This window comes from Sorangiineae bacterium MSr12523 (assembly GCA_037157775.1).
GTDB classification, from domain to species: Bacteria; Myxococcota_A; Polyangia; order Polyangiales; family Polyangiaceae; genus Pendulispora; species Pendulispora brunnea.
The window spans coordinates 955,953-980,600 of sequence record CP089982.1 but is presented as its reverse complement, the minus strand read 5'-3'; the positions used below and the strand labels follow the sequence as shown (position 1 = coordinate 980,600).

The following is a 24,648-nucleotide window of genomic DNA, read 5'->3' as shown; positions in this document are numbered from 1 at the left end:
AAGCATCATTGAATGTTACTCGCCTTGGCATTCTTCGCATAGGCGAAGAGGTTCTCGGGAAGGAGCGGGAGATGGTTGCACTTTGCACCGATCGCCTGCTCCACGGCAGCGGCCACCGCGGGGGCGCCTCCGTCCATGGGAAGTTCGCCCACGCCCTTGGCGCCGTTCGGACCACCGGAGAACGGATGCTCGACGAGGATCGTCTTGAACGCGGGGGCGTCTTTGCTCGTGGGGATGACGTAGTTGGTCATTCGCGGGTTCATGATGCGGCCGTCCTTCCACACGACGGCCTCGTAGAGCGCCCAGCCGATGGCCTGCAAGGTGCCGCCCTCCACCTGCCCGGCGCAAAGCACGGGATGGATGGCTTTGCCTACGTCTTGAGCGGCCCAAAAACCCAGGATCTTCGTCTCGAAGGTCTCCTGATCGACTTCGACCTCCGCGATGTCGCAGCCCCACGAGAACGTGGGGTAGGCATCGCCTTGGTACGTATCGTCGTCCCATTGGTTGGCGACGGGCGGCTCGTATTGCACGAGCGACGTCACGGGTTCCTTCGAGGCATCGAGCAGGCGATCGGCGGCGGCGGTGAACGCCGCGTAATCTCCCCCCTGATAGTGCCCGGAGCGCCGCACCTTCTCGGCGACCTCTTTGGCGGCCGTGCCCACGATGGAGCCGACGACCATGACGGTGCGCGATGCCACCGTGGGTCCCGAGTCGGGCACGTGCGTGGTGCACGGAACCTCGAACTCGATGGCCTCGAGCGGAACGCCCGCGGCGGTGGCGGCGATCTGCCGGAACACCGTTTCCGTGCCTTGACCGATATCCGTCGAGGCCGTGCGGATGCGCAGCTTTCCGCCGCGCTCCAGATCGATCTGCACCTTGCCCTTGAGGCGCCGCTCCCCGGAGCCGGTGAATCCCGCCCCGTGCATGAACACGCAGACACCGATGCCGCGCCGGCTGGTGCCCGTGGTCGCCTGCTTCGCGTAGGCGGCGCGCTTTTCGTAGTAGCCGCTCTCTTTGACCGCGCGCTCGATGCACTCCTCGACGCCGACGCTCTCCTTGAGGATCTGCCCCGTCACCGTGGACGAGCCAATCTTGAGCAGGTTCTTCTTTCGCAAATCGAGCGGATCCACGCCGAGCTTCTCGGCCAGGCGATCCATGTGCCGTTCGATGCCCCAGATGGTCTGCGGTGCGCCAAAGCCGCGGAAGGCACCGTTGGGCGGCGTGTTGGTCGCCACGGCCTGTGCGGCCACCCGCGCGTGCTTCCACTCGTACGCGCCGGCGGCGTGGAGCAATCCACGCGAAAGGACGACGGAGGTGAGCGTGGCGTAGGCGCCGCCGTCCATCACGCAGTCGACCTTGAGCGCAATGAGCTTGCCGTCTTTGTCGCAGCCGGTGGTGATGTCGACCCGCGCGGGGTGGCGCTTGGTGGTGGCCTCGATGTCCTCCTTGCGGCCGTAAATCATGCGCACGGGACGATTGGTCGCGCGGGCGAGGAGGGCGGCGTGGGCGGCGATGACGCTGGGGTATTCCTCTTTGCCGCCGAAGCCGCCGCCGGTGACGGCTTGCGCAATGTGCACCTGCTCACCCTCGAGCGCGAAGGCGCGCTTCATGGCCTTGTGCACGTAATATGGACACTGCAGCGAACCCGTCACGTGAACGCCCGCCTCGTCCCACCAGGCGATCATGCCCTGCGGCTCGATGTAGAGCTGCTCCTGGTGGTGCACCTCGTAGCGCCCCGAAAGAACGACGTCGCAGCGCGCGAGGATGTCGTCGATGCTGCCATGCTCCCCGTCGACGTGGTGGCGGATGACGTAGCGCTTGAAGACGTTGTCCTCGTGGAAAATGCGCTCTTTGAGCGAGAGCGCCTCATCGATGGTGAGCACCGGCGGGAGCGGCTCGACGTCGAGCGTAATGGCCTTCAGCGCGCGCTGAAGACGCACCGGGTCGTCGCAGGCCACGAGGGCCACGGGCTCGTAGACGTGGTTGATGGCATTCGCCGCGAGCAGGGGCTGATCGTCTTCGATGAGCGCGACCACGTTTTCACCGGGAATGTCCGCCGCGGTGACCACGGTGATGCCGGTCCAATCGAACGAGGGGTCCTTCTTGATACCCTTCAGGCGCGCGCGCGGGATGTCGCTTCGCACGGTGGCGCCGTAAAGTTCACCCTCGGCCGCGTAATCATCGATGTACAGGGCGGCGCCCGTGACCTTGGATGCGCCATCCATGCGCGGCACGTTGGTGCCGATAAGGTTGCTCATGAGAACTACTCTATCCGTGAAGGTGTGCGGCACGAAAGACCACGCGCGCTGCAAAGCGGGGCGATGCATTCGCGACGTGTCGAAAATCTTCCGGCGTGTCCAGATCGACACCGATGGCGGGATCGTCCACGCGCACACGCGCGCGCGCCGGGCCAAGCGCCTGCAATACCGCGCGCAATGGAGGCGGTGACGCGGTGCGATACGGGGCGAGGACCTCGGGCCTGCAGAGCACCGGATGACCACCCCCATCCTTATAGAGAGGTGTCGCCGCCTGGGCGCCTGCCTCGAGGGCCGCGGTCAGTGCGGTGAATGTTTCCTGGCTCGCCGGAAACGCATCCACCGGTGTGACGAGAAGAGCGCCATCGGCCTCACCGAGTGCGCGCAGGCCGACGGCCAGCGAACCCGCGGGATCGGGCGCTTCGGAAATGGCCATCGTCAACGGCGAGCACGCGCTCGCATCGAGAACCGCCGCGACCTCGGGGCGCACCACCAGAACGACGCGCCGGCACCTTAAAAGGAGAGCGCGCTGGACGTGTCGTTCCGCCAGCGTAAGTCCGTCGATCTCGAGCAGGGCTTTCGGCCCACCGATGCGCTGGCCCTGGCCCGCACCAAGGACGATGGCATCCACGATCATCGCGTCTTTCGCCAGCCGATCAACTCGGCGGCGATGGCCACGGCGATTTCCTCCGGCAGACGCGCATGGATGTCGGCGCCGATGGGCATGCGCATCCGCGCGCGATCCTCCAGCGAAAAACCCTTGGCCTCGAGGCGATCGCGCGTGCGCTGAGCTTTCGCGCGGCTGCCGACCCCGCCGACGTACGCAAAGCCTTTGCGAAGCGCCCACTCGATGGCGGCTTGATCGAGCGCGTGGTCATGGGTCATCACGACCACGACGCCCTCGCGTGGAAAATCCGCGCCAACCTCGTCGTATTCACCGAGCACCAGGCGCACGCCGGGGATGCGTCCCTCGTCGCTCCATTCCTCGCGCGCATCGCACACGGTGACCGCGAAGCCCACGCGAGCCAAGAGCGGCGCCGTGGCCGTGGCGACGTGCCCGGCACCGACGATGAGGCACGGCGTGAGCGCGTCAATGGGCTCGAACAACAGGTCGGCTTGGCCACCGCAGCACATTCCGAGCTCGGGGCCGAGGCGAAAATTGCGGATTTGGTGCTGCGTGACCGACTTCTTCCCGCCCTTCTCGATTTTGTCGTGCGGGCGCTGGAGCATCTCCACGAGTGCCTCGAGCACCTCACGCTCGATGGCACCGCCGCCGACAGTGCCAAACGCGGAGCCATCCGCCCCAATGTAGAGTTTTTGTCCGGGCGTCGCCGGAGCGGACCCATGGCGTGCAATGACCGTGGCCATCGCGCCAGGCACACCACGCCGCGCGCGTTCTGCAGCCATTTCGAGCACGCGCGGGACATCGGCCGCCAGCGGAGACAACGAAGACGAAGGGGCAGCTGGGAACCGGCCTTGCTCCGTGCTCGTTGTATGCGCATCTCGAGCGGAATTTCCCAGCAAACCAGGCTCGGCGGAGCGGGCCTCGCCTTGAAGGGTGGGCGCAGAAGGCAACGGGATCAGCTTCGCCATGAGTCTTCTTCCATCTCGTACCACGCCGGCCTGCGATTTCCCCGAAAACTCCCGGGCTCGATTTCACCAGAGCAGGTTAGACTCGGCCCATCCTCCATGGTGGCGTGGAATAGCATCGACCTCAGGCAAGTGCTCGTCATGATCCTCGCAGGCGGCGAGGGCAAACGTCTTCATCCGCTCACGTTGGAGCGGGCGAAGCCTGCCGTCCCCTTCGGCGGACGCTATCGCATTATCGATATCGTCTTATCCAACTTCGTCAATTCGGGCCTCACCCGCGTCAAGGTGCTCACGCAATACAAGAGCGCTTCGCTCGAAGAGCACATCTCGCGCGTGTGGCGTCTGTCTCCCCTCCTCGACAACTGGATCGAGCCTATTCCGGCGCAGCAGCGCCGAGGCAAACAGTGGTATCGGGGATCGGCCGACGCGGTCTTCCAATGCATGCACGTCATCTCCGACGAGAAGCCGGAACTGGTGTGCATCTTCGGTGGCGACCACGTCTACAAGATGGATGTGCGGCAGATGCTCGGCTACCACGTCGACCAGAATGCCGACGCGACCGTCGCCGTCATCCCCGTGCCGAAAGCAGAAGCGACGGACTTCGGCGTGGTGGAAGTGGACGAGCGCGGCAAGATCATCAAGTTCCACGAAAAGGTGAAGAACCCGCCCACGATGCCCGGCAATCCGAACATGTGCCTGGCCTCCATGGGCAACTACCTTTTCAAGACCGACGCGTTGGTGCGCGAGCTCGAGGCCGATGCCCGCATCGAGGAGAGCGCGCACGACTTCGGGCACGACATCCTGCCGCGCATGGTCGCGGAAGGGCGCGAGGTTTGGGCCTACGACTTCGCCACCAACGTGGTGCCCGGCGAGGACGAGCAACCCCAGGGCGTCGGCTATTGGCGCGACGTGGGGACGGTCGATGCCTATTGGGAAGCGCAGATGGACCTCATCGCGACCCATCCGCAGTTCAATCTATACAACAAGCGGTGGCCCATCCGTACCGGCGCCACGCACGATCCGCCGGCGAAATTCGTCTTCCGCGACGAGGCGCAGGCCCGCGTCGGTACCGCGACGGAGTCGCTCGTGTCCCACGGGTGCATCATCTCGGGCGGTCGCATCCACCGCAGCGTGCTCAGCGTAGGGTGCCGCACGAACTCGTTCAGCGAGGTCGTGGAAAGCGTCCTTTTCGAGGGCGTGCAGATCGGCCGTTATGCCCGGATCCGAAAGTGCATCGTCGATAAAGACGTAGAAATCCCGCAAGGTGCGGAGATCGGTTACAACCTCGAAGCCGACCGGCAGCGCTTCTCGGTGACCGAACAAGGGGTGGTCGTCATCCCGAAGCGCGCCAAACTGAAGTAAACGCCCATGCCAATGAAAGAGGGCCGCACCGTCGTCGTCGGAGACGTGCACGGCTGCTGCGACGAGCTGCAGACGCTGCTCGATCGCATCGCGTTCCACACGGGAGATCGCCTCGTTTTCGCAGGCGATCTCGTGGCCCGCGGGCCCAATTCGCGCGGCGTGCTGCAGATTGCACGCCGTACGGGCGCCATCGTGGTGCGGGGAAACCACGATGCGAAGATCCTCTCGTACCGCGAGGCGATGAAAGACAAGAAGCGCCCGCCCGTGAACTTGGGCAAGAACCACCAGAGCGTGGTGGAGTCGCTCACCGATCCGGATTGGGCGGTGCTCGAGACGTCCTCGCTCTGGGTCGACCTTCCCGAGCACGATGTGCGCGTGGTGCATGCGGGCCTCATCCCGGGCATCCCCATCGAGAAGCAGGATCCCAAGGTGCTTTTGCACGTGCGCACGGTCGCCGATGGTGCGCTCTGGGGCGAGCGTTATGCGGGGCCGCCGCATGTCATCTTCGGGCACAACGCCGTGGAGAAGCTGCAGATTCACCCCTGGGCCACGGGACTCGACACCGGTTGTGTCTACGGCGGCAAGCTTTCGGCCTTGGTGCTCGAACACGGCGAGCGCGTGCCGCAAGACCGGGCGAAGCGCCTGGAGAAGATCGTCTCGGTGCCGGCCGCACGAGTGTACTACGACCCGATCACGAAGAACCAAGTCGGCCCGTAGCGTGGAAGATCTGGGCCGATAGGTCCATAGTCGCGACGTCACGAATTATTTCAACGGGAGAGATCTCATGACGACGCCGCGTGTCTGGACGTTCTTTTATGGTTCGTACATCAATCTGGACGTCCTCAAAGATGCAGCCGACCTCGTGCCCCAAGGTGTGGAGCGGGCCATGCTCGGCGGATTCGATATCCGAATAGCGCCCCGCGCCAACCTCGTACGGTCCGATGGCCATTCCGTATATGGCATTCTCGCCACCGCCACGCACGCCGAGCTCGTTCGATTGTACAAACACTCCGAAGACGTTCTCGGCGAAACCTATCTGCCCGAGGCCGTGCTCGCGCGCACCTCTTCGGGCGATTACCGCCCCGCCCTGACGTACATCTGCCCAGAGATGATTCCGCGTCCCGCCGAGGCGGCCTATGTGAATCGCATCGTGGTGGCCGCACGCCAATTCCAATTTGCGGACGAGTACATCGCGCGCATTTTGGCATTCGCGCCGAAGTGAATTTCAGCTTACCCTGCGCGGTTTCTTGGCCGAGTGAGCCTCGGCCAACGCCCGCTCCGCGCGAAACATGTAGGCGATCCAGAGGAGGGGCAGGACTGTGGCCAAGATGAACCAAGAGGCGCGCGATAGGCGCATGAAAAACGGCAGAATGTGGCGAATCACCTCGATGAGGGGGCAAAGTATCGCCAGAATGCGCGGCGCGGTGCGGGGCAGCCGACGCCGTGCGCGAAGCTGGTCGATCCGCTGGCAGGCCGCTCGATTGACAATGAATGACCAATAGAGATTGTAGAGGGGAATCAGGCAGCGGAGCGCGATCGTGTTCGGTGTCATGAGGCGAAAATCCATTACGCGATCCCGCCTGGGCAGACGCTGCCAGAGTTCGCGCTCCCATCCAACCCACGCGAACCACGGCATCGCCCAAAAAAGGAAGCCAATGGCATATTGAGCGTAGAATGGCCATTGCCAAAAAGGGTCGATAGCAAGCGTCACGCCAAAGCCGGTCAGGTATGCCGCCTCGGCCAGCGCGAATGCGTAGAACCATTCCGACGGAACGCGACGCAACGTTTGCCTCGGGGCAACCAATTGGGCTTCGGGTGCTACGTAAGGGTTCGCGGGGTCGAGGGACATTTCGTGACGTGGCGAGGGAAATGGGATCGCGGCAGATCCAGCCGTGGATCGCATCATCGCCGTTTGGGCGGCGAATTTCGACGTCGGCGCCGCAAATATCCATGGTCACGCGATGAATCGCGGTGGGACCCTTTTCTGCATAGGTGCCCGGATGCCATCATGAGAACGCACCTGCGCCCATTCTTCGTGGCCGCCCTGATCGGGGCCGCCGGCTTGCTCTCCGCGTGCGGCGACAAAGCGCCGAACCCCGAGGAGGACGGAAACAAAGTCGAGAGCAAGTGGACCTTCGACGAGGTGTACGCCATCTTCGAGGCGCGCTGCGTGAAGTGCCACTCGGGCAAGGGCGATGGCAGCGGCGCGAGCGGTGGGCTGACCTTGACCCCGAAGGCGGAAGCGTACGCAAACCTGATCAACAAGCCCGCCGCCGGCGGCAAGTGCAAGAACCCCGGCGAGGGCAACGATCCCTACGTCCGCGTCAAGCCCGAAGACCCGGAGGGCAGCTTGCTCCTGCAGAAGGTCAAGGGCACCCACGGGTGTGGCGATCGGATGCCGCCAGCGGGTGCGCCTACGCTCACGGCCGAGCAGATTCAGACGATCGAAGCGTGGATCGAGAATGGTGCACTGAATCCCCCCTGATGCGCCATCCAAGGACCATCTTCCGCGCTCGCCGAAGCTGCCCGGTTTGCGCTACATGGTCTCCTGATGGCATCTCATCCAAAAGCACACCCGCGGAATCGTGAAACGCGGCGACGCGATGGCGAGCCCGAGCAGCTCAAGGCACTGCTCCATCTGCACGGGGTCGTGGACGAGATCGTCGAAGATGGCCTCGTTCATCGGCGCAACCTCGCGGAAGTGATGCGCCATCTGCTGCCCGCGGTGGCGCAATCCATCGGCGCAAAAGGCGCGTTCGTGGCCAGCTACGGGGAAGACCTCGTGCACCACGTCTTTGCCTTTCCCGCGGAGCTCGACGTGTTGGAGCACGAGGAGATCCTCACGCGCACCGGACAAGAGAAGCGCGAAGTCGTGGTGCAAACCTTCGGCCCCGACTTGGTCGTGGCGCGGCCCCTCGACGTAGCCGGCGAGTGGTTTGGCGCGGCAGGGCTGGTGTTCGATGCGCACGAACCACGCCCGCACGAGCACCTGGCCGATCTGGCCAACATGATGTGCGAAGAACTCGACAATTACCTCTACGCGATCCACGTCTCGCGCGAGAAGCACCAGGTCATGATGGAGCTCGGCGTTGCGCTCCGCCACCGCGTGCTCGGCGAAGGGCTGAAGCAAGCCATCGCGGTGCTGGGCCGCGCCGTGCCCCTGGGTCGCGTGCTGCTCGTGTATGTCGCGGAGGAAGAGCCGGGGGCAGCCTTGCACGTGCAGCTCTACGAGCAGGGTGAATTGAAGGTCGACACCATGATGGGCCACTCGGACGACGACGTGGCCACCATTTGCCAGGAGGGCAGCGATTACCTCCACGACCGCGGATATGCCCTTTTGGAGCGATTCGGTTTCGTCGACGCGCGCGAAGAAGTGCTCATCAACGGCGTGACCAAACGGGTCGTCGTCGGCAAGATATTGGTCACCTCGAGAAACGGCTCATTCAACACGTACGACCGCGAATTGCTGGGAACCTTCGCCGGATTCATTCGCCAGCGCGTGGTGGATTTCAACAAAGAATGGCGCCACCTGGCCGGCAGCTTCCGCCCGCAAGACGTCGCGCGCCTTCTTCAAAGCGACGACTACGAGCAAACATATTTGGCGCCGCGGGAAGAAGAAGTCGCAATTCTCTATGTCGATATCGCCGGCTTCACGCGATTGTCGGAAACCATACTTCGATTGCCCAGCGCCGTGGCCGAACTCGTAGAAGGCTGGAGCAAAGACGCCGTCGACCTGGTATGGAAACACGGCGGCGTCTTCGACAAAATGGTCGGCGACTGCGTCATCGCCTTGTTCGGCCCGCCCTTTTACGAGGCCGCGCCAGGCGAACGCCTCGCCGCCGCCATCCGCTGCGCCATCGCCATCCGCGAAATGACGCGCGCCCTCCCCCAGCGCCCCCAATTCGCCCGCCTGCGCGAAACCGGCGTGGGCGTGGCCACGGGCGTCAACCTCGCGCCACTCTTCGTCGGCACCTTCGCACCGAGCAACACCTTCACCGGCTTCTCCAGCGGCATGAACAACACCGCCCGCCTCCAAGGCTGCGCCATCCGCGACGAAATCCTAGTCATGTCCGACGCCATCACGCGCCTCCCCGAGGGCACCGAGTTCCAATTTGGCAACGAGCGCACCGCGTTGGTGAAAAATGTGGCGGTGCCCTTGCGGTTCCGGGCGTTGCGGTAAGGTCAGTTCGACCACGGACGGAATCTATGCACGAGTATTCGTGCGCTGCTCCCGATATCGATCTGACAAGAAAAGATCCGGTAATTGCCGCGTGCCAGAACAACGAGATCGCTGGCCCCTCGTACCTGGCTTCCAGCTTCCGCCGAATCGAACAAACACCATTGTCCACTACCGCGAACCGTTACAGCTAACTGCGTATCCACGAAGCTGGCCTTATCCAAGATGGAAAGCGCCCCAAGCAAAGCTGTCTCGTTGTCAGCCCATATCCACCGCACAAGTGCACTCGATTTGGAGAACCACGCCGTTCGATTTGGTTCGTCTCCGAGCACCACGATGTTCGCGTTCTCGACGTCCGACGGGATGATACCAATTTCATCTTTTACTGCACATGCACGCTCGTAATCCGTGGATCGATCACCTTTCCTACGAATCCCTCCCCATGTGGCAATAACCTCCATAGGCATGAATACCAGCGGTCCTCCGTTCGAATCGACCCATTTCATCGTATTCATTCGTCGTGTTCTCCTGAGAGCCACCGGTCCAAAGCGTCGTGCTCTTGCTCGTCGAGGTTGACGTCATCTAGGGTGAGCACCTCCATCTCCGCACCGTCCGCAGTTCCGTGGGTTCATCGAGGAGCCCTTGCATCGTTTTTCCTAGTCTACGTCTCCCGCCACTCGACCGCGATCGGCCCGGGTCCATTTCTTCGTCGAGCCGGGGCCGCCACCCGCGCCACCGCGAAAACGGTGCCCCCCTCGATGCACACTCTGTCAAAAGAGGGCACGGGCCATCGCCGCCGGCGTATTCTCCCATGGCTCATGGGCTCCCATTGGACACGGAAATACCTGGCGGTGCTGGCAGTTGCCCTCGTTGCGGGCGGGGCGGCGGCGCAACCTGCGGCGCAGCGCGATCTCCTGGGGCGGGGGAGGCAGCTTTTCGAGGACCAGAGGTACGAAGAGTCCATTCAGACCTTGAGTGCGGCGCTTCTTCGACCGAACAACCCGGATGCGGACAAGATCGAGATTTACCGCGTGCTCGCCTTGGATTTCATCACGCTCAACAAGAAAGAAGAGGCGGAGAGTGCGCTGCGGGGGCTTTTGGCGCTCAGGCCCGATTATGAATTTCCTTCTTCGGAATCGCCCCGCTTTCGCGACTTCTTCACGGCCATCCGCGATCGCTGGGTGGCCGAGGGGCGACCTGGGTTGGTGAAGACCTCGATGCCGCAGGCACAAGTTCTCATGGCGCACATTTCGCCGGCCGAGTGGCCGCCGGATCGAAAGGTCACGCTGTCGGTACGGCTGTCCGATCCGCAGCACCGCGTGACCGGCGTGCAGCTTCTCTATCGAACCGGCTCGCGCGGCCCATTCAACACCGTGGAGGCCACCATGGAGAACGACCTCGCGCGCGCCACCATTCCGGCCACGGCCATGCGCCCGCCCTTGGTCGAGTATTACATCGAGGGGCTCGACTCCGGCGGCCTCCCCATCGTCTCCCGCGGCGACGCGAGTGCGCCGCTGCGCATGGCGGTGCCGGAACCACGTGCACGGCATGACTGGGTTCTGCCCGCTGCCATTGGCGGCGCGGTGTTGGGGGCTGCCGTCATCGTGGGCGGCTTGGCGCTAACGGGCGTCTTTTCCGGTGGGAACGATGCGCGCACATCCACCGTCAGCGTGACGGTTCGCTGAGGGCGCTACGATTCACGAGACGCCACTTACCCATTCGAGCTACTTAGAGAGTCACGTTGAGCCAACCCCGATTTTACTTCGTCGTCGTCGATGTCGATCCCGTGCTTGCAGAAGATGCAGGCGTGCTGCTCTTCGAGCTCGGTGCCACGGGTGTCGAGGAGCGGGACCAAACCACGCTGGTGAAAGGGCTCGTCGACAAGACGACCCTGGTGGCCAGCTTCTCCTCGCAGCAGGAAGCGGAGACGGCGCGCGATGAGCTCGATGCCGCATGGCTTCCGCGCATCGAGGAGCTCGTGGGCGATGCGTGGCGCGATGCATGGAAGGAGCACTTTCGCCCCTTCGAGCTTTGCCCGGGCGTGGTGGTCCAGCCGCCGTGGGAGAAGTACGCCGGCCAGGCCGAGCATCTCTTGGAGCTCGAGCCGGGACGCGCCTTCGGCACCGGCCTTCACGAGACGACGTCACTCGTGGCCAACGCGCTCCACACGCACCGCGCGACCTTTGCGGGCGGACACGTGCTCGACGTGGGCTGCGGCAGCGGCATCCTGGCTTTGGTGGCCCTCGTCCTGGGTGCCGGCAACGCGCGCGCCGTGGACAACGACGCCGATGTCATCGACGTAGCGCGGGAAAATGCCGAGCGAAATGGCCTCCAGGCGCGCCTCGACGTGGACACCACGCCGGTCGAAAACATCGCGCCCGAGTTCGACATGGTCGTGGCGAACATCGAGGCGGACGTGCTCATCACCTTGGCCGCGCCCATTTCGGCGCGGGTCAAGCCGGGGAGGCTGCTCGTGCTCTCGGGCGTGCTCGCGACGCAGCACGATCGGGTCCGCGCGGCCTATGCCGCGTTCGAAAGCGTGGAATCGCCGGCCCGCGGCGAGTGGGTGGCGTTGATTCTGCGCCGGCCGGAGTAATCACGGGTGGCGGCGCCGCTGCGAGCCCCCATCACGGACCTGCGTGAGGGAACGTGCACCGTGCGCGAGGACACCGCGCACTACCTCACGCGCGTGCTGCGGCTCGCGGTCGGCGCGACCTTCGTGGCCTTCGATCCGGCGACCGCCCGCGAGGCCGACGCCGCCATCGCGTCCATCGAAGGCGGCGTCACATTGCACGTGTCCACCTTGCGTCCCGCACGCGTCGTGGCCCCGCGCCCGCTGACCTTCGTGCAGGGCCTCGCCAAAGGCGACAAATGCGATGCCGTGGTGCGCGATGCCACGGAGCTCGGGGCCACCTGCGTCATCGTCGCCGAGTGCGCGCGAAGCGTGGTGCAGCTTCAAGGCGCAAGGCGCACATCGCGCCTCGAACGATGGACGCGCATCGCCCACGAGGCCGCACGCCAATGCGGCCGCGCCGATCCTCCGCGCATCGAGTTGCTCCCCTGGGCGGAAGCGGTTTCGACCATCGACGAAGCCGCGCGGCGCTTTTGCTTGCATGTACACGAGGCCCTGCCCCTCGGGCCCCTGCTGCTCGAGGCGGTGCAAACCGAAGGCGCGCCCATTGCTTTCGCCGCCGGCCCCGAGGGCGGATTGACCGCGGAGGAAGTCGCCCTGGCCGTGGGGCGGGGATGGCAGTGCGTATCCCTGGGCTCTCTCGTGTTGCGCACGGAGACGGCTGCCGCTGCGGTCTTGGGCGCGGTGCGCGTGCTCGAATCGTGAGGATGGCACCGGGAATCTTGCCAAATTGGCCCTACTCGTGGCGCGGATGAGCCCTATTCTGCGGGCATGACCATTCGGGTAGCTATCGCGGGGGTTACGGGAAAAGTCGGTGGGCCGCTTGCGAAGGCGGTGGTGCAATCGAATGACCTCACCTTGGTGGGCGCCATCGCCCGCTCGAATACGGGGCGCAAGCTGGGCGATGTGCTCGGGATCCCCGGCCTCGACGTCCCCATCCGCGCCACCGTCGCGGATGCTCTGTCCGTGCCGTGCGACGTCTTGATCGACTACACGCGCGCCGACGCGGTGAAGGGTCACGTTCTCGCGGCGCTCGAGCATGGCGCGCACGTGGTCATCGGCTCCTCGGGGCTCTCCGACGAGGACTTCGCCGAGATCGACACGGTCGCCAAAGAGCGCGACCGCGGGGTCTTCGCCGCGGGCAACTTCGCCATCACCGCGGTGCTTTTGCAGCGTTTCGCGCGCATGGCCGCCGCGGAAATCCCGTCGTGGGAAATCATCGACTACTGCTACGAGAAGAAGGTCGACGCGCCGAGCGGCACCTCCCGCGAGCTCGCCCGCCAGCTCGACGAAGTGCGCGCGCCGCACTACCACGTTCCGGTCTCCTCCACCGTCGGCCACCGCGATGCGCGCGGGGCGAGCATCGGCAAGACGCAGGTGCACTCGGTGCGGTTGCCCGGCTACACCATGTCGTTCGAGGTCATCTTCGGCACCGGCGCGGAGCGCTTGACCATTCGCCACGACTCGCTGGACGCCGCCGGTCCCTACGTCGGAGGAACCTTGCTCGCCGTCCGCAAAGTGCAGTCCCTTCGGGGCGTGGTGCGCGGCCTCGATCATCTGTTGGGGAACGGAACATGAAACTCGCCGTCATCACGCTGGGCTTGGCCACCATGGCCTGCGGCGTGGCCTCGCCCAGAGCCGTCGCCGAGCCACGAAAGCCTGCCGCGGAAGCCGATACCCCGCTCATTGCGCGCGAGCTGAAAGACAACACCGAAGTCGCCCAAGCGCTGCGTGAATATTATACGAAATACGAATACCGCATTCCCATGCGGGACGGCGTGCGGCTGACGACGGTCGTTTACGTTCCCAAAGATCGCTCGCGGACGTATCCCATTCTCATGAACCGCACGCCCTACAGCGTGCAACCCTACGGGGAGGACCGTTATCCGGCGGCCGACGATCCGCGGTTCATGGAGAAGATTGCACCGTCGCAGCAGCTTTTCCGCGACGGGTACATCTTCGCGCGGCAGGACGTGCGAGGGCGCTTCATGTCCGAGGGTAATTTCGTGGACATTCGCCCGCACGCCCGCGCGAAAGGCGAAATCGACGAGAGCACGGATACGTACGACACCATCGATTGGCTGGTGAAAAACGTGCCAGGCAACAGTGGAAAAGTCGGCATGTGGGGTATTTCGTATCCCGGCTTTTACGCGGCCCAGGGCGCCGTCGACGCGCACCCTGCCCTCAAAGCCGTTTCGCCGCAGGCGCCGGTCACCGAATGGTTCGTCGGCGACGATTTTCATCACAATGGCGCCCTGATGCTCGGCGATGCCATCGACTTTTTCGCATCCTTCGGCAAACCGCGCCCGAAGCCGACGAAAAAGGTCGATTGGAGTTCGTTCCGCGACGAAACCGACGCTTACGAATTTTACTTGAATCTCGGCCCGCTCTCCAATGTGAATGCGCGCCATTATGAAAACAAAGTTGCATTTTGGAACGATATGCAACAACACGGCGTGCGCGACGAATTCTGGAAAGCGCGCGACCCTCGTCCATATTACAAAAATGCCAAACCGGCCGTGATGACGGTGGGCGGTTGGTTCGACGCGGAAGACTTGTTCGGGGCGCTGGAGACGTACCATGCCTTCGAGAAGCAGAGTCCGGGCGCGAACAACACGCTGGTGATGGGCCCATGGTCCCACGGCGGCTGGGCGCGGGGCGAAGGCGACCACTTGGGCGACGTGGGCTTCGGGCAAAAGACGTCGGCCTTTTACCGCGAGAACATCGAGTATCCCTTCTTCCAACGTTATTTGAAGGGCAAGGCGGTCGCCCCGCCCGCCGAGGCATGGGTCTTCGAAACGGGGGCGAACGCGTGGCATCGCTACGCCGCGTGGCCGCCGCCGGATGCGAAGCCCGTGTTCGTCGCGTTCCATGCTGGCGGCAAGCTGTCGTCGGCGGCCGTTGCGGGGAGTGAAGATGCGGCGGGGGCCGATGCCTATGTGAGCGATCCGGCCAAGCCGGTGCCGTATCGGGATCGCATCTCGACGCGGGTGAATCACGATTATATGACCGAGGACCAGCGCTTCGCGGCGCGGCGGCCCGATGTGCTCACCTATTCGACGGGCGATCTCGAAAGCGACGTGACCATCGGCGGCCCGATCGAAGCGAGCCTATGGGTCAGCACGACAGGCACGGACGCGGACTTCATCGTCAAGGTGATCGACGTCTACCCGGCGGACTTCCCGGATCCGGTGCCGAACCCCTCCGGCGTGCACATGGGCGGGTATCAGCAGCTGGTACGCGCCGAGGTGATGCGCGGCAAGTTCCGAACGAGCTACGAGAAGCCCGTAGCCTTCAAACCGGGCGAGCCGGCCCTGGTGCGCTTCACGCTTCCCGACGCGTTCCACACGTTCCGCGCCGGGCACCGCCTCATGGTGCAAGTGCAGAGCAGCTGGTTCCCCTTGGTCGATCGGAATCCGCAGACGTTCACGGACATCTACCACGCGACGGAAGCCGACTTCCGCGCAGCCACGCACCGTGTTCACCGGACGCCGCAGATGGCGTCGGGCATCAAGGTGGGCCTGATCCGCGGGAAGATCTAAACGGACTTCCGATGCCGGTCGACCGGAACGGCATCGATGGTCAAAGAAGAGCTCGATGGTCAAGGGAGCCGCGGAGAAGTACACTGTGAGGGCGATGCAACCACTCAAAGCCCAGGTACGCAACGGCCGCCTCGTGCTCGACGAACCCACGGATTTGCCCGAGGGCGAGGTCGTCGAACTTTGGCCAGCCTGCATCGACGGGGAGGATCTGGACGACGAAGAGCGAGTCGCCCTGAACGCGGAACTCGAAGCGGCAGAGAGAGAATACGCGGAAATGGGTGGCGTAAGCGAAGAGCAGCTCTGGGCGACGCTGCGAGCGAGTCGGTGAGACTGGAGCTCTCGCCTCGCGCGATGCGCGAGCTTGCGCGGCGTGAGCAGTGGTGGCGCGAACACCGTATTGCTGCTCCACAGCTCTTCGCAGACGAATTTCGAGCCGCGCTCGACCGGATCCGAAGTGCGCCGGAAAGAGGAACGGTCTTTCTTGCCGAAAGCGGCCGCACGTACCATCGCGTGTTGATGGCACGAACGCGCTGTTACGTGTACTACCGCATCATTGCGGGCGATCACGTGCTCATCGCATCGCTTTGGAGCGCCGTGCGACTCCAGCCAAGACTGTAACCGGGCGCAGTGCCCCGGCTAACAACACCAAAGCGGCAGCATGCTACGCTCGGGGCTCGATGCTCGAGCGGATTGCGCTTCACCAGACTCGACTGAGGACACCCGGGCTCGGGTTGGATGCCAAGGGTGTTGCGCTCGGCGCCAAGGGGCTCGTGCTTCTGCCGTCCATCGATCGGCTCGTGGCGTTGCTTGCAGTGTACACGCAAGAGCACTCGCTCGAGGACCTCATGCCCAGCCTCGAGATTCAGCTGGTGCGCTCCAAGTTGGGAACGCGGGAGATGACCCTGTCGTTCGCCGCCGAGTCGAGCGACAGAATGGATCGCATGGCCGAGACGGCCCGCCTCACTGGCGGGTTCACCTTCACCGGGACCAACCGGCACTTCGTGCAGTACCGCGATGCCGCGGCTCCCTTTGGGTACGACACGTCGCAGCTCCTGGCGACCGATGCGGCGCTTTCGCTGTACCACGACCGCTTCACGCAAGCGTACGAGTTCGAACGGCTCATCGAGCTGCGGGCGCTCCTCCTGCGCCTCATGCCGCACGCCGATCCCTCGACGTACACCACGCCCGGGACGCGTTACCTCGTGGCCGAACCAGGGCTGGGTCCCGCCCTGATTCACTACCTGGTCCGCTCCCGCGTCGAGGGTGAGGTGGCCGTGGGCGAGTGGCCGCCGGCGAGCGCCTTCGACGAAGGGCCCATTCGCCGCACCATCGTGCGCGTCCCAGACCTCCCCGAGCGCATGCGGCCGCTCATGCAGTCGACCCCCGGCATCGTCACCTTCTTCCCGGTGGGGCCGGGTGTCGCCGTCGAGGCGGGCTACCGACACCCGGTGCAACTGCGGGCGTGCCCGGTGTTCGATCCCAAAGGACTCGTGCTCCTGCGCGGGCGCGACGAGGAGCCATGGCTGCTCCCGCAGATGCCCCAGATGGGCGACCTTCGCGTCTTCGCGCGCATCGAGTTGCGCACGGAAAATGCGGCAGGTGGGACCACGGCGCAGGCGCAGGCCGTGCGAAAGCCCGAATCGGTGCGCGTCCCGCTGCGGGTCACACCTTCGACGGCCCCGTGGCGCGGCGTCACCGCAAGCTGGATCAAGGACGACGAGATTCCGCTCCTGCGGCGCCTCGCGTACGCGCTTCCGCGCGAGACGGTGCAGCGCACCCAAATTGCGGTCACACGGCGCGGGGCATTTCTGCGCGCGCCGCTGGGCATCGAGGCCATCCCGCTGGGCACGTTCTTCGTGGAGATCCACCCGAACCTGTACATCCCCGCGGGCTACGACGTGACGCCGGCCGTCGCGCCGGAGGTCCTCTACCGCGCGCTGGGGGCCCCCACCTCGCAGGTCCTCTTCGTCACACCCAACGAGGCGGCGCTGGCCATCGAGGCCTCGGCCTTCGTGCCCCTCGAGCTTGCGCTCATCGAGGCAAAACCCTGGGATCCGCTGGTGGCCGACACCATCGAGGCCGCGCTCTCGGAGGCGCCCATCGATCTTCGCGTGGAGCCGCTCGGTGCATTTCCCATGAGCGGCGTGGAGTCTCCCTCGGCGCCGCCAACGCAACCCGACCTGGGCACGCCGCAGCCCGTGGAGGAGGAATAGCGCGTGGCGAAGGTGGACCTCGGAACCATTGCCGAGACCCTGTTCGTCGATTTCATGGCCCCCCTCGTGCTCGGTGGGGAGATGAAGCCGAATCGCCCGATTGGAGGACGCGCCGCCCTCACGTTGGGGCTCGATCGCACGGTCACCGACGTCGACCGGCGCGCGCATGTGCAGCTTGCACGCATTCGCACGGCACGACGCCTGGCACCGCTCGACCGCCTCCCCGACGCGCTGCCCGACGAGTGGGCCCTTGCCGCGTGCCTGCACGATCTCGTTCAATCGACGCACCATGCGCTCGATGGCCTCTTTCGCGGGCGCGCCACGGTGAAGCTTCGCACCATCGCGCTGGAGACCCTGAACCGCATTCCCAAGCCGCGCACCGTGGCCGATGCGCTCTCGCGGCACACGTGGTTCGCGCGCATGTTCGAAATCGCGCGGCTCGACACCACCGTCTCGTGGTGGGTCGGTTCGCGCTCGTTCTTTGGCTCCACGCCGCCGCCGCGGCTCATGACCTGGCCCGATCTTCGACGCGTCCAGGTGAAGAAGGCGCAGACGTTCCTCACGGACCTGCCCATTCACGGCGAGGACGAGACGAACACGCGGCGCGCGCAGAAGACGGCCTTCGAGCAGGCGCTCAGCGTCTTCCTGCACCACACGCCGCTCACCGATCTGGCGACCTTGAACCGGTCCGCCCCCACCTTTGCTTGGAGCCGCGAGACCTTGGCCCTGACGGCCGCGCGCGCGGGCCGTACGCTCGTGGGGCGTGCTCTTCGCCCGCTCCCGGAGAGCGTCGTCAATGCCGCCCTGGGGCGCGCCACACGCGCGCTGCTCGCGGCCGGTGCAGGGCCGCAAACGCGGGTGGCCGCGACCTTGCTCGCAGACTTCGCCCTCGCGAATGCGCAAAAGGCCGTTTTGCGCGGCCAGAGTGCACCGCCCGTGTCGTCGTTCGAGGCCCCCGACGAGACGTTCGCGCGGGTGGCGGGGGCCGTCGTCGCACGGCAGGAACTCGCGCACTCCGCGGCGTTCTCGCCTTCGGAGCGCGCGGCACTCGATGCGTACTTGCAGCCCGTGTGCGAGAGCGCCCTAGGGCGCGATCTCGCCGCGAGCCTCGCTGGGTAACCCTTACTTCTTGCCGTCGTTCTTCGCGAAGGCCGCCTTCTCGGGCGCCTCTTCGAGAACGTCGATCTTCGTGTACGTGAGGATGCCGTTCAGCGGATCGGACGCGATGCCCGAGGACGACTTGGAGAAGTTCACGCCGTACTTGCCGGTGACCTTCACCTTGGCGCCGACGGAGGGGAGCGGAAACGGCATGTCGATCGCCCAGAGCTCGTCCTTCAAAGGCTCCTTCGGCGGCTCCTTGAGGTTCTTGTACTTCTCGATGGCGTCGTACACGTTGGCGAAGTTCGACGCCCAGCCCATCACCTTGATCTGCGGGCCCTTCGTATCGCCTTTGGTGTCGGCGATGGTGAAGGTCGGAATGTCCGTCTTGCAGTCGTCGGGATCTTTCTTACCCGTCTTGTGAATCGCACACGGCGGCGCGGTGGCGATGTTCGAATCGACGATGTAGCCGACGACCGTGATTTCTTTTCCAGTCACGTCCGCGTTGTGGACGCTGCTGCGAAGGTGATGAATTGCACCATGAACCGTGTAGCCATCGCCCGATTTGATCGGCGTCGTCGGGAGCGAAGGAACCGGCGGCAAACTCGGTTTGCGTCCACCCGACCATGCGGGGAGCGGCTTGTAAGGTTCATCGGCGTTGCTGCTGCAACCGCCCACGCCAATGGCTGCGAAAGACACGAGAACCGCTGTGGAAAACTTCACCCGCTTCGCGATTTGCATGACAAAAAACAGGTATCACGGGCAAAAGCGTTAAAACAAGCAAACGGCTTTTCGGCTTTCAAAGCTCAACTAAAGCAGCCGAATTCCCGGCCGCGGTGACCCGGTCTCCGTCTCGCGCTCCGTGTGCGAAAGCTCGAGGGCGTCGATGTCGGCAGCACGAATGACCAGGCGGACGGCTCCGCCGAGCCCCTCCTCGCTCACGTGCGCACCACCCAAGCCCGCGGCGCAGCGCGCCACCAGCTTTCGCACCAACGCCTGCAGCTCGGCATCCTCCCCCGGAAAAGGGTATTCGACGAGGCGGGCAAAGGCCGCGTCTTCCAAGCCTACCGGGCTTCCGAGGATGCGCATGCCCTCGCGCGCGAGGCGGTCCGTCAGGATGGCCCGCACGTCCTCCGGGCGGTCGCGCAGACGCGGCAGCTCGATGGGCTGATCGAGCGCGTCAGCCAGGCGCGAGACGAGCGCGTTCTCGAGGCGTCCCGATTGGAGAAGCTGGTCCGCCTCGATGGCGCTCGTGAGCACCAGCACGGTATCCAGGGGCCGCGCCGTCTCCCAGGGCATGCGCCGCTCGGCGAGGGCCTGGCCGATGAGGCGCTGCACGTCGGCGGGAAGGGCCACACCGTCGACGAGCACGAGGGCGCCGCCATCGGCGAGTGCCAAAGGCGACACCACGGGATCGGACCACCGCGCGATCTCGTGCTCGCGTGCCGCCGTGCCGTCGACCAGGACGAAGGGGCCATCGCGGCGGGCGCCGGCGAGGTGCGCGCGGGCGATGTACGGGATGGGATCGATGCCGCTCTTGGCGACGACCACGGTGGCCACGCCGGCCTTGGCGCGCCTCTCGAGTGCGTCGTAGGCGAGGCGCGCGGGCGGTGAATAGATGCCCACGGTCGCACGGCGCGCCCAGCGCATGGTTGCACGGGCATGGCGCGAGGCCTCCACCGCCGCATCGTGGCGCAGGCGCTCCACGGCTTCTTCCGCCTCTTCGACCTTGCGCACGAGATCGCGTTCGCGCTGGCGTGCGCGCGCGGCGGCGCTCTTCGAGTGGCAGGCAGCGGCAAGGCGATCGGCGAGGCGCTTGAGCGCGCGCACTTCTTCGAGGGTGAACGGATCGGTGCGTTCGCCGCGCGGCAGCACGAGCAGGCCCTCGGGCTCGCCGTCGCGGGTGACCACGACGCAGGCAAGCGCACCGCGATCGTCCATCCAGCGCAGCACGGGGCGCAGATCGGGGCGGCGCACCTCGAGGGCGTCGAGCACCTCGATGCGCAGGACGGCCTCGCGCTCCATGCTGGCCACGGGCACGAGCTCGGGGAGAATCATTTTCTCCTTCTCGTGCGCGTAGCCCGCGAGATCGATGCGCAATACACGCATCGGGTCGAAGGTCCATAGCTCGGGCGAGGGCGCGCTGGGGCCTGCAGGCTCGCGCAAGGCAACGAGCACCTCGCGCAGGGCATCCTCGGGGTCGTTGCGGAGCAGCGCGTTCTCGGCGACCACCATGGCATCGAGCCATGCGCCGCGCGCGGGGCGGAGGCCCGCGGCCATGCGCGAGGCGAGCCGGCCGAGGAAAGCGGCCCCGATGGCCGCGACGCATGCGATCCAGCCTGCGTTGAAGGGGTGATCGCTCGCGATGAGCGCGGCCAGCAAGGCAACCGGTGCGAGCGCGCCGGTGAGGACGATGCCCAGACGCGAGACACGCGCGATGGTGACGGCGTCGCGGTGAAGCGAGACCGCCACCACGAGCACGGACGCGAGGGTCATGCCGAAGCGCACCGCGCGATCGGCCACGACGAGCGCGCCCATGGCCAAGACGGAGGCAATGACGACGCTGGCCGCAAGGATCGCCGCGGAGGCGCGAAATCGCTCGGCGACGCCGAGCTCGAAGCGACGCTCGGTGCCGGTGCGCACGCAGCCGGCGAAAAGCGCGGTGCCGCCGAAGACGCCCAGGGTGGTGGCGAACGGGCGCGGGTGCGCCCGAAAGATGGAGTCGGCATCCAGCGCGGCCACGACATGGGCGTAGGCGGCCAGGAACCAGAAAAGTACGATGCCGCCGTAAATGGCCAGGGTGATCCGTCGGTCGCGGCGCCAAGTCGACGCCAGCGATGGGGCCGGCTCGACGGCATCCATCGCGCGCGCGGCGGCGACGCAAGCGATGAGGCCACCGATGCTGCCGAAGGCATCGGCCCAGCCCGGTGCGGGGGCGCCCGCCATCGAGGCGATCACCAGGCCGAGCGCCCACTCCACGAGGGCGGCATTCGTGTCCGTCCGCCATGCGGCGTGCACGGCGAGGCCGATGGCCGTGAAGGCCATGCACCACCCGCCGAAGTCGAGCCCGGACATGGAGGTGCCGTAGGCATCGATCATCTCACCGCGGTGGGCGGCCGAAATGCCGTAGAGAACCGTGGCGACGAAGGGAAAGAGGGCCCGCCGCGCGAGAACGCGCCGCCACCAGGACAACTGCGGCGGAGGTGAGTTCATCATCGGGAGGGTCGTCTTTCTCCCGGCAAGCTTGCCCTAGATCAAGTCTTTTCGCGTAGTATTCGGGCGAAAACCGCGAACATGCCGGCGCCGATACGCAATTACCTGGGCCAAAAGCCCGATCGAAGCCTGGTGGCGCTGGGCGCTGTGCTCGCGCTCGGTGGGACGATGCCGCGGCTGGCCATCGGAGTCGCGGGCGTGACGACCCTGACCGCCGTGGTTCTGACCGCCGTGATGGCGCGCCTGGAGAGTCACCCGCCGCTCGAGCTCATGGCTTCGCTGACGGCGAGCGCGCTGGCCTGGGGTGCAGGCGTGCTGCTCGCGTTCGCAAGCGCCATACAGGCCCTGCGTCGCGATCGGGACGAGGGCATTCGGCAGCTGGCCGGCGCACGCACGGGGGAGCGCGCAACCGCGTCGTACCTCTGGGCGCGGGTCGCCGGGTTGGCGGCGGCGCTCTTCGCCATGATTGGCGGCGGCGTCGCGCTCGCGGGCCTGGTGGCCATGCTGGCCGCGCGTCACGCAGGGCTGGTGCTCCAGTGCGCGCAGTCGACGGTGGCCTCACTCGTGTACGCCGCGGGCTTCTCGGTGACGATGGCCCCCCTCGCAATGGCCGCTCTGGGCGCGCGTTCGCGGGCGGGTGGGTTCTTCGGGTTGCTGGTCCTGGTGTTCTTGCCGGAGCTGCTGCTCGAGTGGAGCCAAAAGCTCCTTCCCGAGCCATGGGGCGAGCTGGCGTCGTTGCCGTCGGCGCTCGCCTCCTTGCGGGGTGCGCTCATGCCGGAACACGTCGATGCGCTGCGCTTCGTGCGAGCCGCCGTCGTTTTGGCGCTGGCCTCGGCCATCGCGCTCGGGTGGCTCGCGTACCAGCTCTCGCGCTTGGACGAGGAGCGTCGATGATCGAGCTCGATCACGTGCGGGCGCGCGTTGCGCCCATTGGCGTGGGCCCCGTCTCGTTGCGGCTGCCACCCGGAATAACGGCCTTGCAAGGCACCGCGCAGGACGGGGTCGCGCTGCTGCTCGGCGTGCTCGCGGCGCGGGTGCCTGCGCAGGGCCGTGTGAGCGTGTTTGGACTGACGCCCGATGCTGCGCGCCGCGCGATTGCGCACGTGCCGCTCGACGCCGTGTTGCCCGACGCGCTGCGCGTGAGCGAGACCTTGGAGCTCGCGCGCACGTTGCGCGGCGATGCAGAGGCTCCCCCGGCGGCCGCGCGCCTCGCGGAGCTGGGCCTGGACGCGCTCGCGGGACGTCGCGTGCGCAGCTTGGATCCCCGCGAGGTTCGCGCGGTGGCGATGGCCGAGGCGCTCACGTCGAAGGTGGTGCGCGTGATCCTCCTCGAGGAGCCGTTTGCCACGGTCGATGCGCGCGCGCTCGCGGTGCTTCCGGGGCTCCTGCGGCGGCGCGCCAAAGAGGGCGCGTGCATCGTCATCGCCACGGCCTCGACGCGCGATGCCCGTGACCTGGCGGACCAGCGCTTCGTCTTTCAGCACGGGCTCTTGGTCGCGGATGCCAGCCTGCTTCGGCCGGCGGAGCTTCATGTCGTCTCGAGCGATGCGCGCACGCTCGCCGGTGCGCTCGCACGCGAAGCCGCGGTCACCGAGGTCGTCGCCAGCGATCAACGCGTCATCGTCCGAGGTGCCGATCCCTTGGCGCTCGCACATGCCGTGGGGCAAGCCGTTCTCGCGTCGGGCGTGCAGCTCGATTCCATGCGACTCGAGCCTTCGCCGCCGGAGATTGCACCATGATGCAAGCGCTCGCGCAGTTGCCGTTGGCGCGCCTCACACGCTCGCCGTGGGCATGGCTGCCCGTCGTCTTCTGGGGCCTCGTCGCCATCGTCGTTGCCTTCGCGGCTCGCCGAATGGGCTCCTCTGGAGGCGGCATCGATCGCGCGCTTCTCGGAGGCTTCGGCAGCGTGGCCATGCCGTTGCTCTCGTTCGCCGTCGTCGGCGCCACCCTTTCGAGCGACAGCCTCAAGACCGCCATTCGCCCCGTCGTGGCACTCGGGGCCTCCCCCGCCCACGCCGCACTCGCCACGGTCCTCACGGGTATGCTCACCAGCGCGGCCCTCAGCGGCATGCTCGGCATCGTCGTGGTCCTCGCCGCCGGCAGCGCCCACGTGGCCTCGGACCTCGTGTCCGCCCTTTGGATCGGTGCCCTCGGCGGCGCATGTTACGCAGCCTGGTTCTCCTTCGGCGCCACCTTCGGCCAACGCGGTGCCGGCCGCGCAACGCTCCTCGTCTTCGACTACCTCTTCGGCGCAACCTCCGGCGGCACCGTCAGCGCCATCGCACTCCTCACCCCCCGCGGCAACGTCCACAGCCTCCTCGGCGGAGTCTCCCCCAGCGACATCTCCCAGCGCACGAGCTCCGTCGCCCTGATCCTCCTCACCGCCGCCTGCGTGCTCTTCACCCTCCGCCGCACCCGCACCGCGTAACCGAGCGCACCCCATGCCCTACGCCTACGCCTAGCCCCACGCCTAGCCCTGACCCTAGCCCTACGCCTACGCCTAGCCCTGACCCTCGCCCTACGCCTAGCCCTGACCCTAGCCCTACGCGTAGCCCTGCACGTGAGC

24 protein-coding genes are annotated in these 24,648 nt (G+C 66.0%); 17 read left to right on the top strand and 7 right to left on the bottom strand.

What is annotated here, in order from left to right:
* Window positions 1-5: 5 nt before the first annotated feature.
* The 3 genes from LZC95_04200 to LZC95_04190 are packed head-to-tail and all read right to left on the bottom strand — an operon-like array spanning window position 6 to window position 3,848.
* Entirely contained in the window at window positions 6-2,258 is a 2,253-nt protein-coding gene (locus LZC95_04200) for a xanthine dehydrogenase family protein molybdopterin-binding subunit (protein ID WXA96040.1), read from the bottom strand.
* A gap of 10 nt (window positions 2,259-2,268) precedes the next feature.
* Entirely contained in the window at window positions 2,269-2,886 is a 618-nt protein-coding gene (locus tag LZC95_04195; GenBank protein ID WXA96039.1) for an NTP transferase domain-containing protein, read from the bottom strand.
* A gap of 2 nt (window positions 2,887-2,888) precedes the next feature.
* Window positions 2,889-3,848: an XdhC/CoxI family protein gene (locus LZC95_04190; GenBank protein WXA96038.1), complete on the bottom strand. Its 960-nt coding sequence runs from the start codon at window positions 3,846-3,848 to the stop codon at window positions 2,889-2,891.
* A gap of 96 nt (window positions 3,849-3,944) precedes the next feature.
* Here LZC95_04190 and glgC point away from each other — a divergent pair, with 96 nt between their 5' ends.
* The 3 genes from glgC to LZC95_04175 all read left to right on the top strand — a co-directional run bounded on the left by glgC (window position 3,945) and on the right by LZC95_04175 (window position 6,429).
* Window positions 3,945-5,207 carry a glucose-1-phosphate adenylyltransferase gene (glgC, locus tag LZC95_04185; GenBank protein WXA96037.1) on the top strand — a complete coding sequence of 421 codons (1,263 nt, stop codon included), beginning with the start codon at window positions 3,945-3,947 and terminating at the stop codon, window positions 5,205-5,207.
* Between the two features lie 6 nt (window positions 5,208-5,213).
* Complete coding sequence (locus LZC95_04180; GenBank protein ID WXA96036.1) at window positions 5,214-5,924, top strand: metallophosphoesterase; 711 nt, start codon at window positions 5,214-5,216, stop codon at window positions 5,922-5,924.
* 67 nt (window positions 5,925-5,991) lie between these two features.
* Window positions 5,992-6,429 (top strand): gamma-glutamylcyclotransferase, encoded by a 438-nt coding sequence (locus tag LZC95_04175; GenBank protein WXA96035.1) that lies wholly within the window; start codon window positions 5,992-5,994, stop codon window positions 6,427-6,429.
* A gap of 3 nt (window positions 6,430-6,432) precedes the next feature.
* Here the strand turns inward: LZC95_04175 and LZC95_04170 are convergent, their stop codons facing one another.
* A complete protein-coding gene (locus LZC95_04170) occupies window positions 6,433-6,759 on the bottom strand; it encodes a hypothetical protein (GenBank protein ID WXA96034.1) in 327 nt (108 codons plus the stop codon).
* 456 nt (window positions 6,760-7,215) lie between these two features.
* On the opposite strand from LZC95_04170, the gene LZC95_04165 reads away from it, so the two are divergent.
* Both LZC95_04165 and LZC95_04160 read left to right on the top strand, forming a co-directional pair.
* Window positions 7,216-7,692 (top strand): c-type cytochrome, encoded by a 477-nt coding sequence (locus tag LZC95_04165; protein WXA96033.1) that lies wholly within the window; start codon window positions 7,216-7,218, stop codon window positions 7,690-7,692.
* 66 nt (window positions 7,693-7,758) lie between these two features.
* Window positions 7,759-9,387 carry an adenylate/guanylate cyclase domain-containing protein gene (locus tag LZC95_04160; GenBank protein WXA96032.1) on the top strand — a complete coding sequence of 543 codons (1,629 nt, stop codon included), beginning with the start codon at window positions 7,759-7,761 and terminating at the stop codon, window positions 9,385-9,387.
* A gap of 2 nt (window positions 9,388-9,389) precedes the next feature.
* Here the strand turns inward: LZC95_04160 and LZC95_04155 are convergent, their stop codons facing one another.
* Entirely contained in the window at window positions 9,390-9,899 is a 510-nt protein-coding gene (locus tag LZC95_04155) for an immunity 21 family protein (protein ID WXA96031.1), read from the bottom strand.
* A gap of 243 nt (window positions 9,900-10,142) precedes the next feature.
* On the opposite strand from LZC95_04155, the gene LZC95_04150 reads away from it, so the two are divergent.
* The 9 genes from LZC95_04150 (at window position 10,143) to LZC95_04110 (ending at window position 18,890) form a co-directional block, all read left to right on the top strand.
* Window positions 10,143-11,069 (top strand): hypothetical protein, encoded by a 927-nt coding sequence (locus LZC95_04150; GenBank protein ID WXA96030.1) that lies wholly within the window; start codon window positions 10,143-10,145, stop codon window positions 11,067-11,069.
* A gap of 56 nt (window positions 11,070-11,125) precedes the next feature.
* Complete coding sequence (locus tag LZC95_04145) at window positions 11,126-11,980, top strand: 50S ribosomal protein L11 methyltransferase (protein WXA96029.1); 855 nt, start codon at window positions 11,126-11,128, stop codon at window positions 11,978-11,980.
* A 6-nt stretch (window positions 11,981-11,986) separates the two neighbouring features.
* Entirely contained in the window at window positions 11,987-12,721 is a 735-nt protein-coding gene (locus LZC95_04140) for a 16S rRNA (uracil(1498)-N(3))-methyltransferase (protein ID WXA96028.1), read from the top strand.
* A gap of 66 nt (window positions 12,722-12,787) precedes the next feature.
* Window positions 12,788-13,594 carry a 4-hydroxy-tetrahydrodipicolinate reductase gene (gene dapB / locus LZC95_04135; GenBank protein WXA96027.1) on the top strand — a complete coding sequence of 269 codons (807 nt, stop codon included), beginning with the start codon at window positions 12,788-12,790 and terminating at the stop codon, window positions 13,592-13,594.
* The gene (locus LZC95_04130) at window positions 13,591-15,558 is read left to right on the top strand and encodes a CocE/NonD family hydrolase (protein ID WXA96026.1); all 1,968 of its coding nucleotides are present in this window, start codon (window positions 13,591-13,593) and stop codon (window positions 15,556-15,558) included. Before dapB ends, LZC95_04130 begins: the two co-directional genes overlap by 4 nt.
* Window positions 15,559-15,652: 94 nt before the next feature.
* Window positions 15,653-15,886: a hypothetical protein gene (locus LZC95_04125; GenBank protein WXA96025.1), complete on the top strand. Its 234-nt coding sequence runs from the start codon at window positions 15,653-15,655 to the stop codon at window positions 15,884-15,886.
* Window positions 15,883-16,176 (top strand): type II toxin-antitoxin system RelE/ParE family toxin, encoded by a 294-nt coding sequence (locus LZC95_04120; GenBank protein ID WXA96024.1) that lies wholly within the window; start codon window positions 15,883-15,885, stop codon window positions 16,174-16,176. Before LZC95_04125 ends, LZC95_04120 begins: the two co-directional genes overlap by 4 nt.
* A 59-nt stretch (window positions 16,177-16,235) precedes the next feature.
* Complete coding sequence (locus LZC95_04115) at window positions 16,236-17,771, top strand: hypothetical protein (protein ID WXA96023.1); 1,536 nt, start codon at window positions 16,236-16,238, stop codon at window positions 17,769-17,771.
* 3 nt (window positions 17,772-17,774) lie between these two features.
* Complete coding sequence (locus tag LZC95_04110; protein ID WXA96022.1) at window positions 17,775-18,890, top strand: hypothetical protein; 1,116 nt, start codon at window positions 17,775-17,777, stop codon at window positions 18,888-18,890.
* 3 nt (window positions 18,891-18,893) lie between these two features.
* Here the strand turns inward: LZC95_04110 and LZC95_04105 are convergent, their stop codons facing one another.
* Together LZC95_04105 and LZC95_04100 are read right to left on the bottom strand one after the other, a co-directional pair.
* On the bottom strand, window positions 18,894-19,610 hold the full coding sequence (locus LZC95_04105; GenBank protein ID WXA96021.1) for a hypothetical protein: 717 nt from the start codon (window positions 19,608-19,610) through the stop codon (window positions 18,894-18,896).
* Window positions 19,611-19,679: 69 nt separating this feature from the next.
* On the bottom strand, window positions 19,680-22,085 hold the full coding sequence (locus tag LZC95_04100; GenBank protein WXA96020.1) for a hypothetical protein: 2,406 nt from the start codon (window positions 22,083-22,085) through the stop codon (window positions 19,680-19,682).
* Window positions 22,086-22,163: 78 nt separating this feature from the next.
* On the opposite strand from LZC95_04100, the gene LZC95_04095 reads away from it, so the two are divergent.
* The 3 genes from LZC95_04095 to LZC95_04085 are packed head-to-tail and all read left to right on the top strand — an operon-like array spanning window position 22,164 to window position 24,510.
* Window positions 22,164-22,976 carry a hypothetical protein gene (locus LZC95_04095; protein ID WXA96019.1) on the top strand — a complete coding sequence of 271 codons (813 nt, stop codon included), beginning with the start codon at window positions 22,164-22,166 and terminating at the stop codon, window positions 22,974-22,976.
* Window positions 22,973-23,821: a hypothetical protein gene (locus LZC95_04090; protein ID WXA96018.1), complete on the top strand. Its 849-nt coding sequence runs from the start codon at window positions 22,973-22,975 to the stop codon at window positions 23,819-23,821. Before LZC95_04095 ends, LZC95_04090 begins: the two co-directional genes overlap by 4 nt.
* Window positions 23,818-24,510, top strand: coding sequence for a hypothetical protein (locus LZC95_04085; protein WXA96017.1), 693 nt, complete (start codon window positions 23,818-23,820; stop codon window positions 24,508-24,510). The genes LZC95_04090 and LZC95_04085 overlap by 4 nt, the downstream gene beginning before the upstream one ends.
* The last annotated feature ends 138 nt before the right edge of the window (window positions 24,511-24,648 follow it).

Excerpts from the sequence above, each read along its gene's own strand:
- LZC95_04200 (WXA96040.1), bottom strand. The coding sequence starts at position 2,258 with ATGAGCAACCTTATCGGCACCAACGTGCCGCGCATGGATGGCGCATCC.
- LZC95_04190 (WXA96038.1), bottom strand. The coding sequence starts at position 3,848 with ATGGCGAAGCTGATCCCGTTGCCTTCTGCGCCCACCCTTCAAGGCGAG.
- glgC (WXA96037.1), top strand. The coding sequence starts at position 3,945 with ATGGTGGCGTGGAATAGCATCGACCTCAGGCAAGTGCTCGTCATGATC.
- LZC95_04180 (WXA96036.1), top strand. The coding sequence starts at position 5,214 with ATGCCAATGAAAGAGGGCCGCACCGTCGTCGTCGGAGACGTGCACGGC.
- LZC95_04175 (WXA96035.1), top strand. The coding sequence starts at position 5,992 with ATGACGACGCCGCGTGTCTGGACGTTCTTTTATGGTTCGTACATCAAT.
- LZC95_04170 (WXA96034.1), bottom strand. The coding sequence starts at position 6,759 with ATGACACCGAACACGATCGCGCTCCGCTGCCTGATTCCCCTCTACAAT.
- LZC95_04165 (WXA96033.1), top strand. The coding sequence starts at position 7,216 with ATGAGAACGCACCTGCGCCCATTCTTCGTGGCCGCCCTGATCGGGGCC.
- LZC95_04160 (WXA96032.1), top strand. The coding sequence starts at position 7,759 with ATGGCATCTCATCCAAAAGCACACCCGCGGAATCGTGAAACGCGGCGA.
- LZC95_04155 (WXA96031.1), bottom strand. The coding sequence starts at position 9,899 with ATGAATACGATGAAATGGGTCGATTCGAACGGAGGACCGCTGGTATTC.
- LZC95_04150 (WXA96030.1), top strand. The coding sequence starts at position 10,143 with ATGCACACTCTGTCAAAAGAGGGCACGGGCCATCGCCGCCGGCGTATT.
- dapB (WXA96027.1), top strand. The coding sequence starts at position 12,788 with ATGACCATTCGGGTAGCTATCGCGGGGGTTACGGGAAAAGTCGGTGGG.
- LZC95_04130 (WXA96026.1), top strand. The coding sequence starts at position 13,591 with ATGAAACTCGCCGTCATCACGCTGGGCTTGGCCACCATGGCCTGCGGC.
- LZC95_04125 (WXA96025.1), top strand. The coding sequence starts at position 15,653 with ATGCAACCACTCAAAGCCCAGGTACGCAACGGCCGCCTCGTGCTCGAC.
- LZC95_04115 (WXA96023.1), top strand. The coding sequence starts at position 16,236 with ATGCTCGAGCGGATTGCGCTTCACCAGACTCGACTGAGGACACCCGGG.
- LZC95_04105 (WXA96021.1), bottom strand. The coding sequence starts at position 19,610 with ATGCAAATCGCGAAGCGGGTGAAGTTTTCCACAGCGGTTCTCGTGTCT.
- LZC95_04100 (WXA96020.1), bottom strand. The coding sequence starts at position 22,085 with ATGATGAACTCACCTCCGCCGCAGTTGTCCTGGTGGCGGCGCGTTCTC.
- LZC95_04095 (WXA96019.1), top strand. The coding sequence starts at position 22,164 with ATGCCGGCGCCGATACGCAATTACCTGGGCCAAAAGCCCGATCGAAGC.
- LZC95_04090 (WXA96018.1), top strand. The coding sequence starts at position 22,973 with ATGATCGAGCTCGATCACGTGCGGGCGCGCGTTGCGCCCATTGGCGTG.
- LZC95_04085 (WXA96017.1), top strand. The coding sequence starts at position 23,818 with ATGATGCAAGCGCTCGCGCAGTTGCCGTTGGCGCGCCTCACACGCTCG.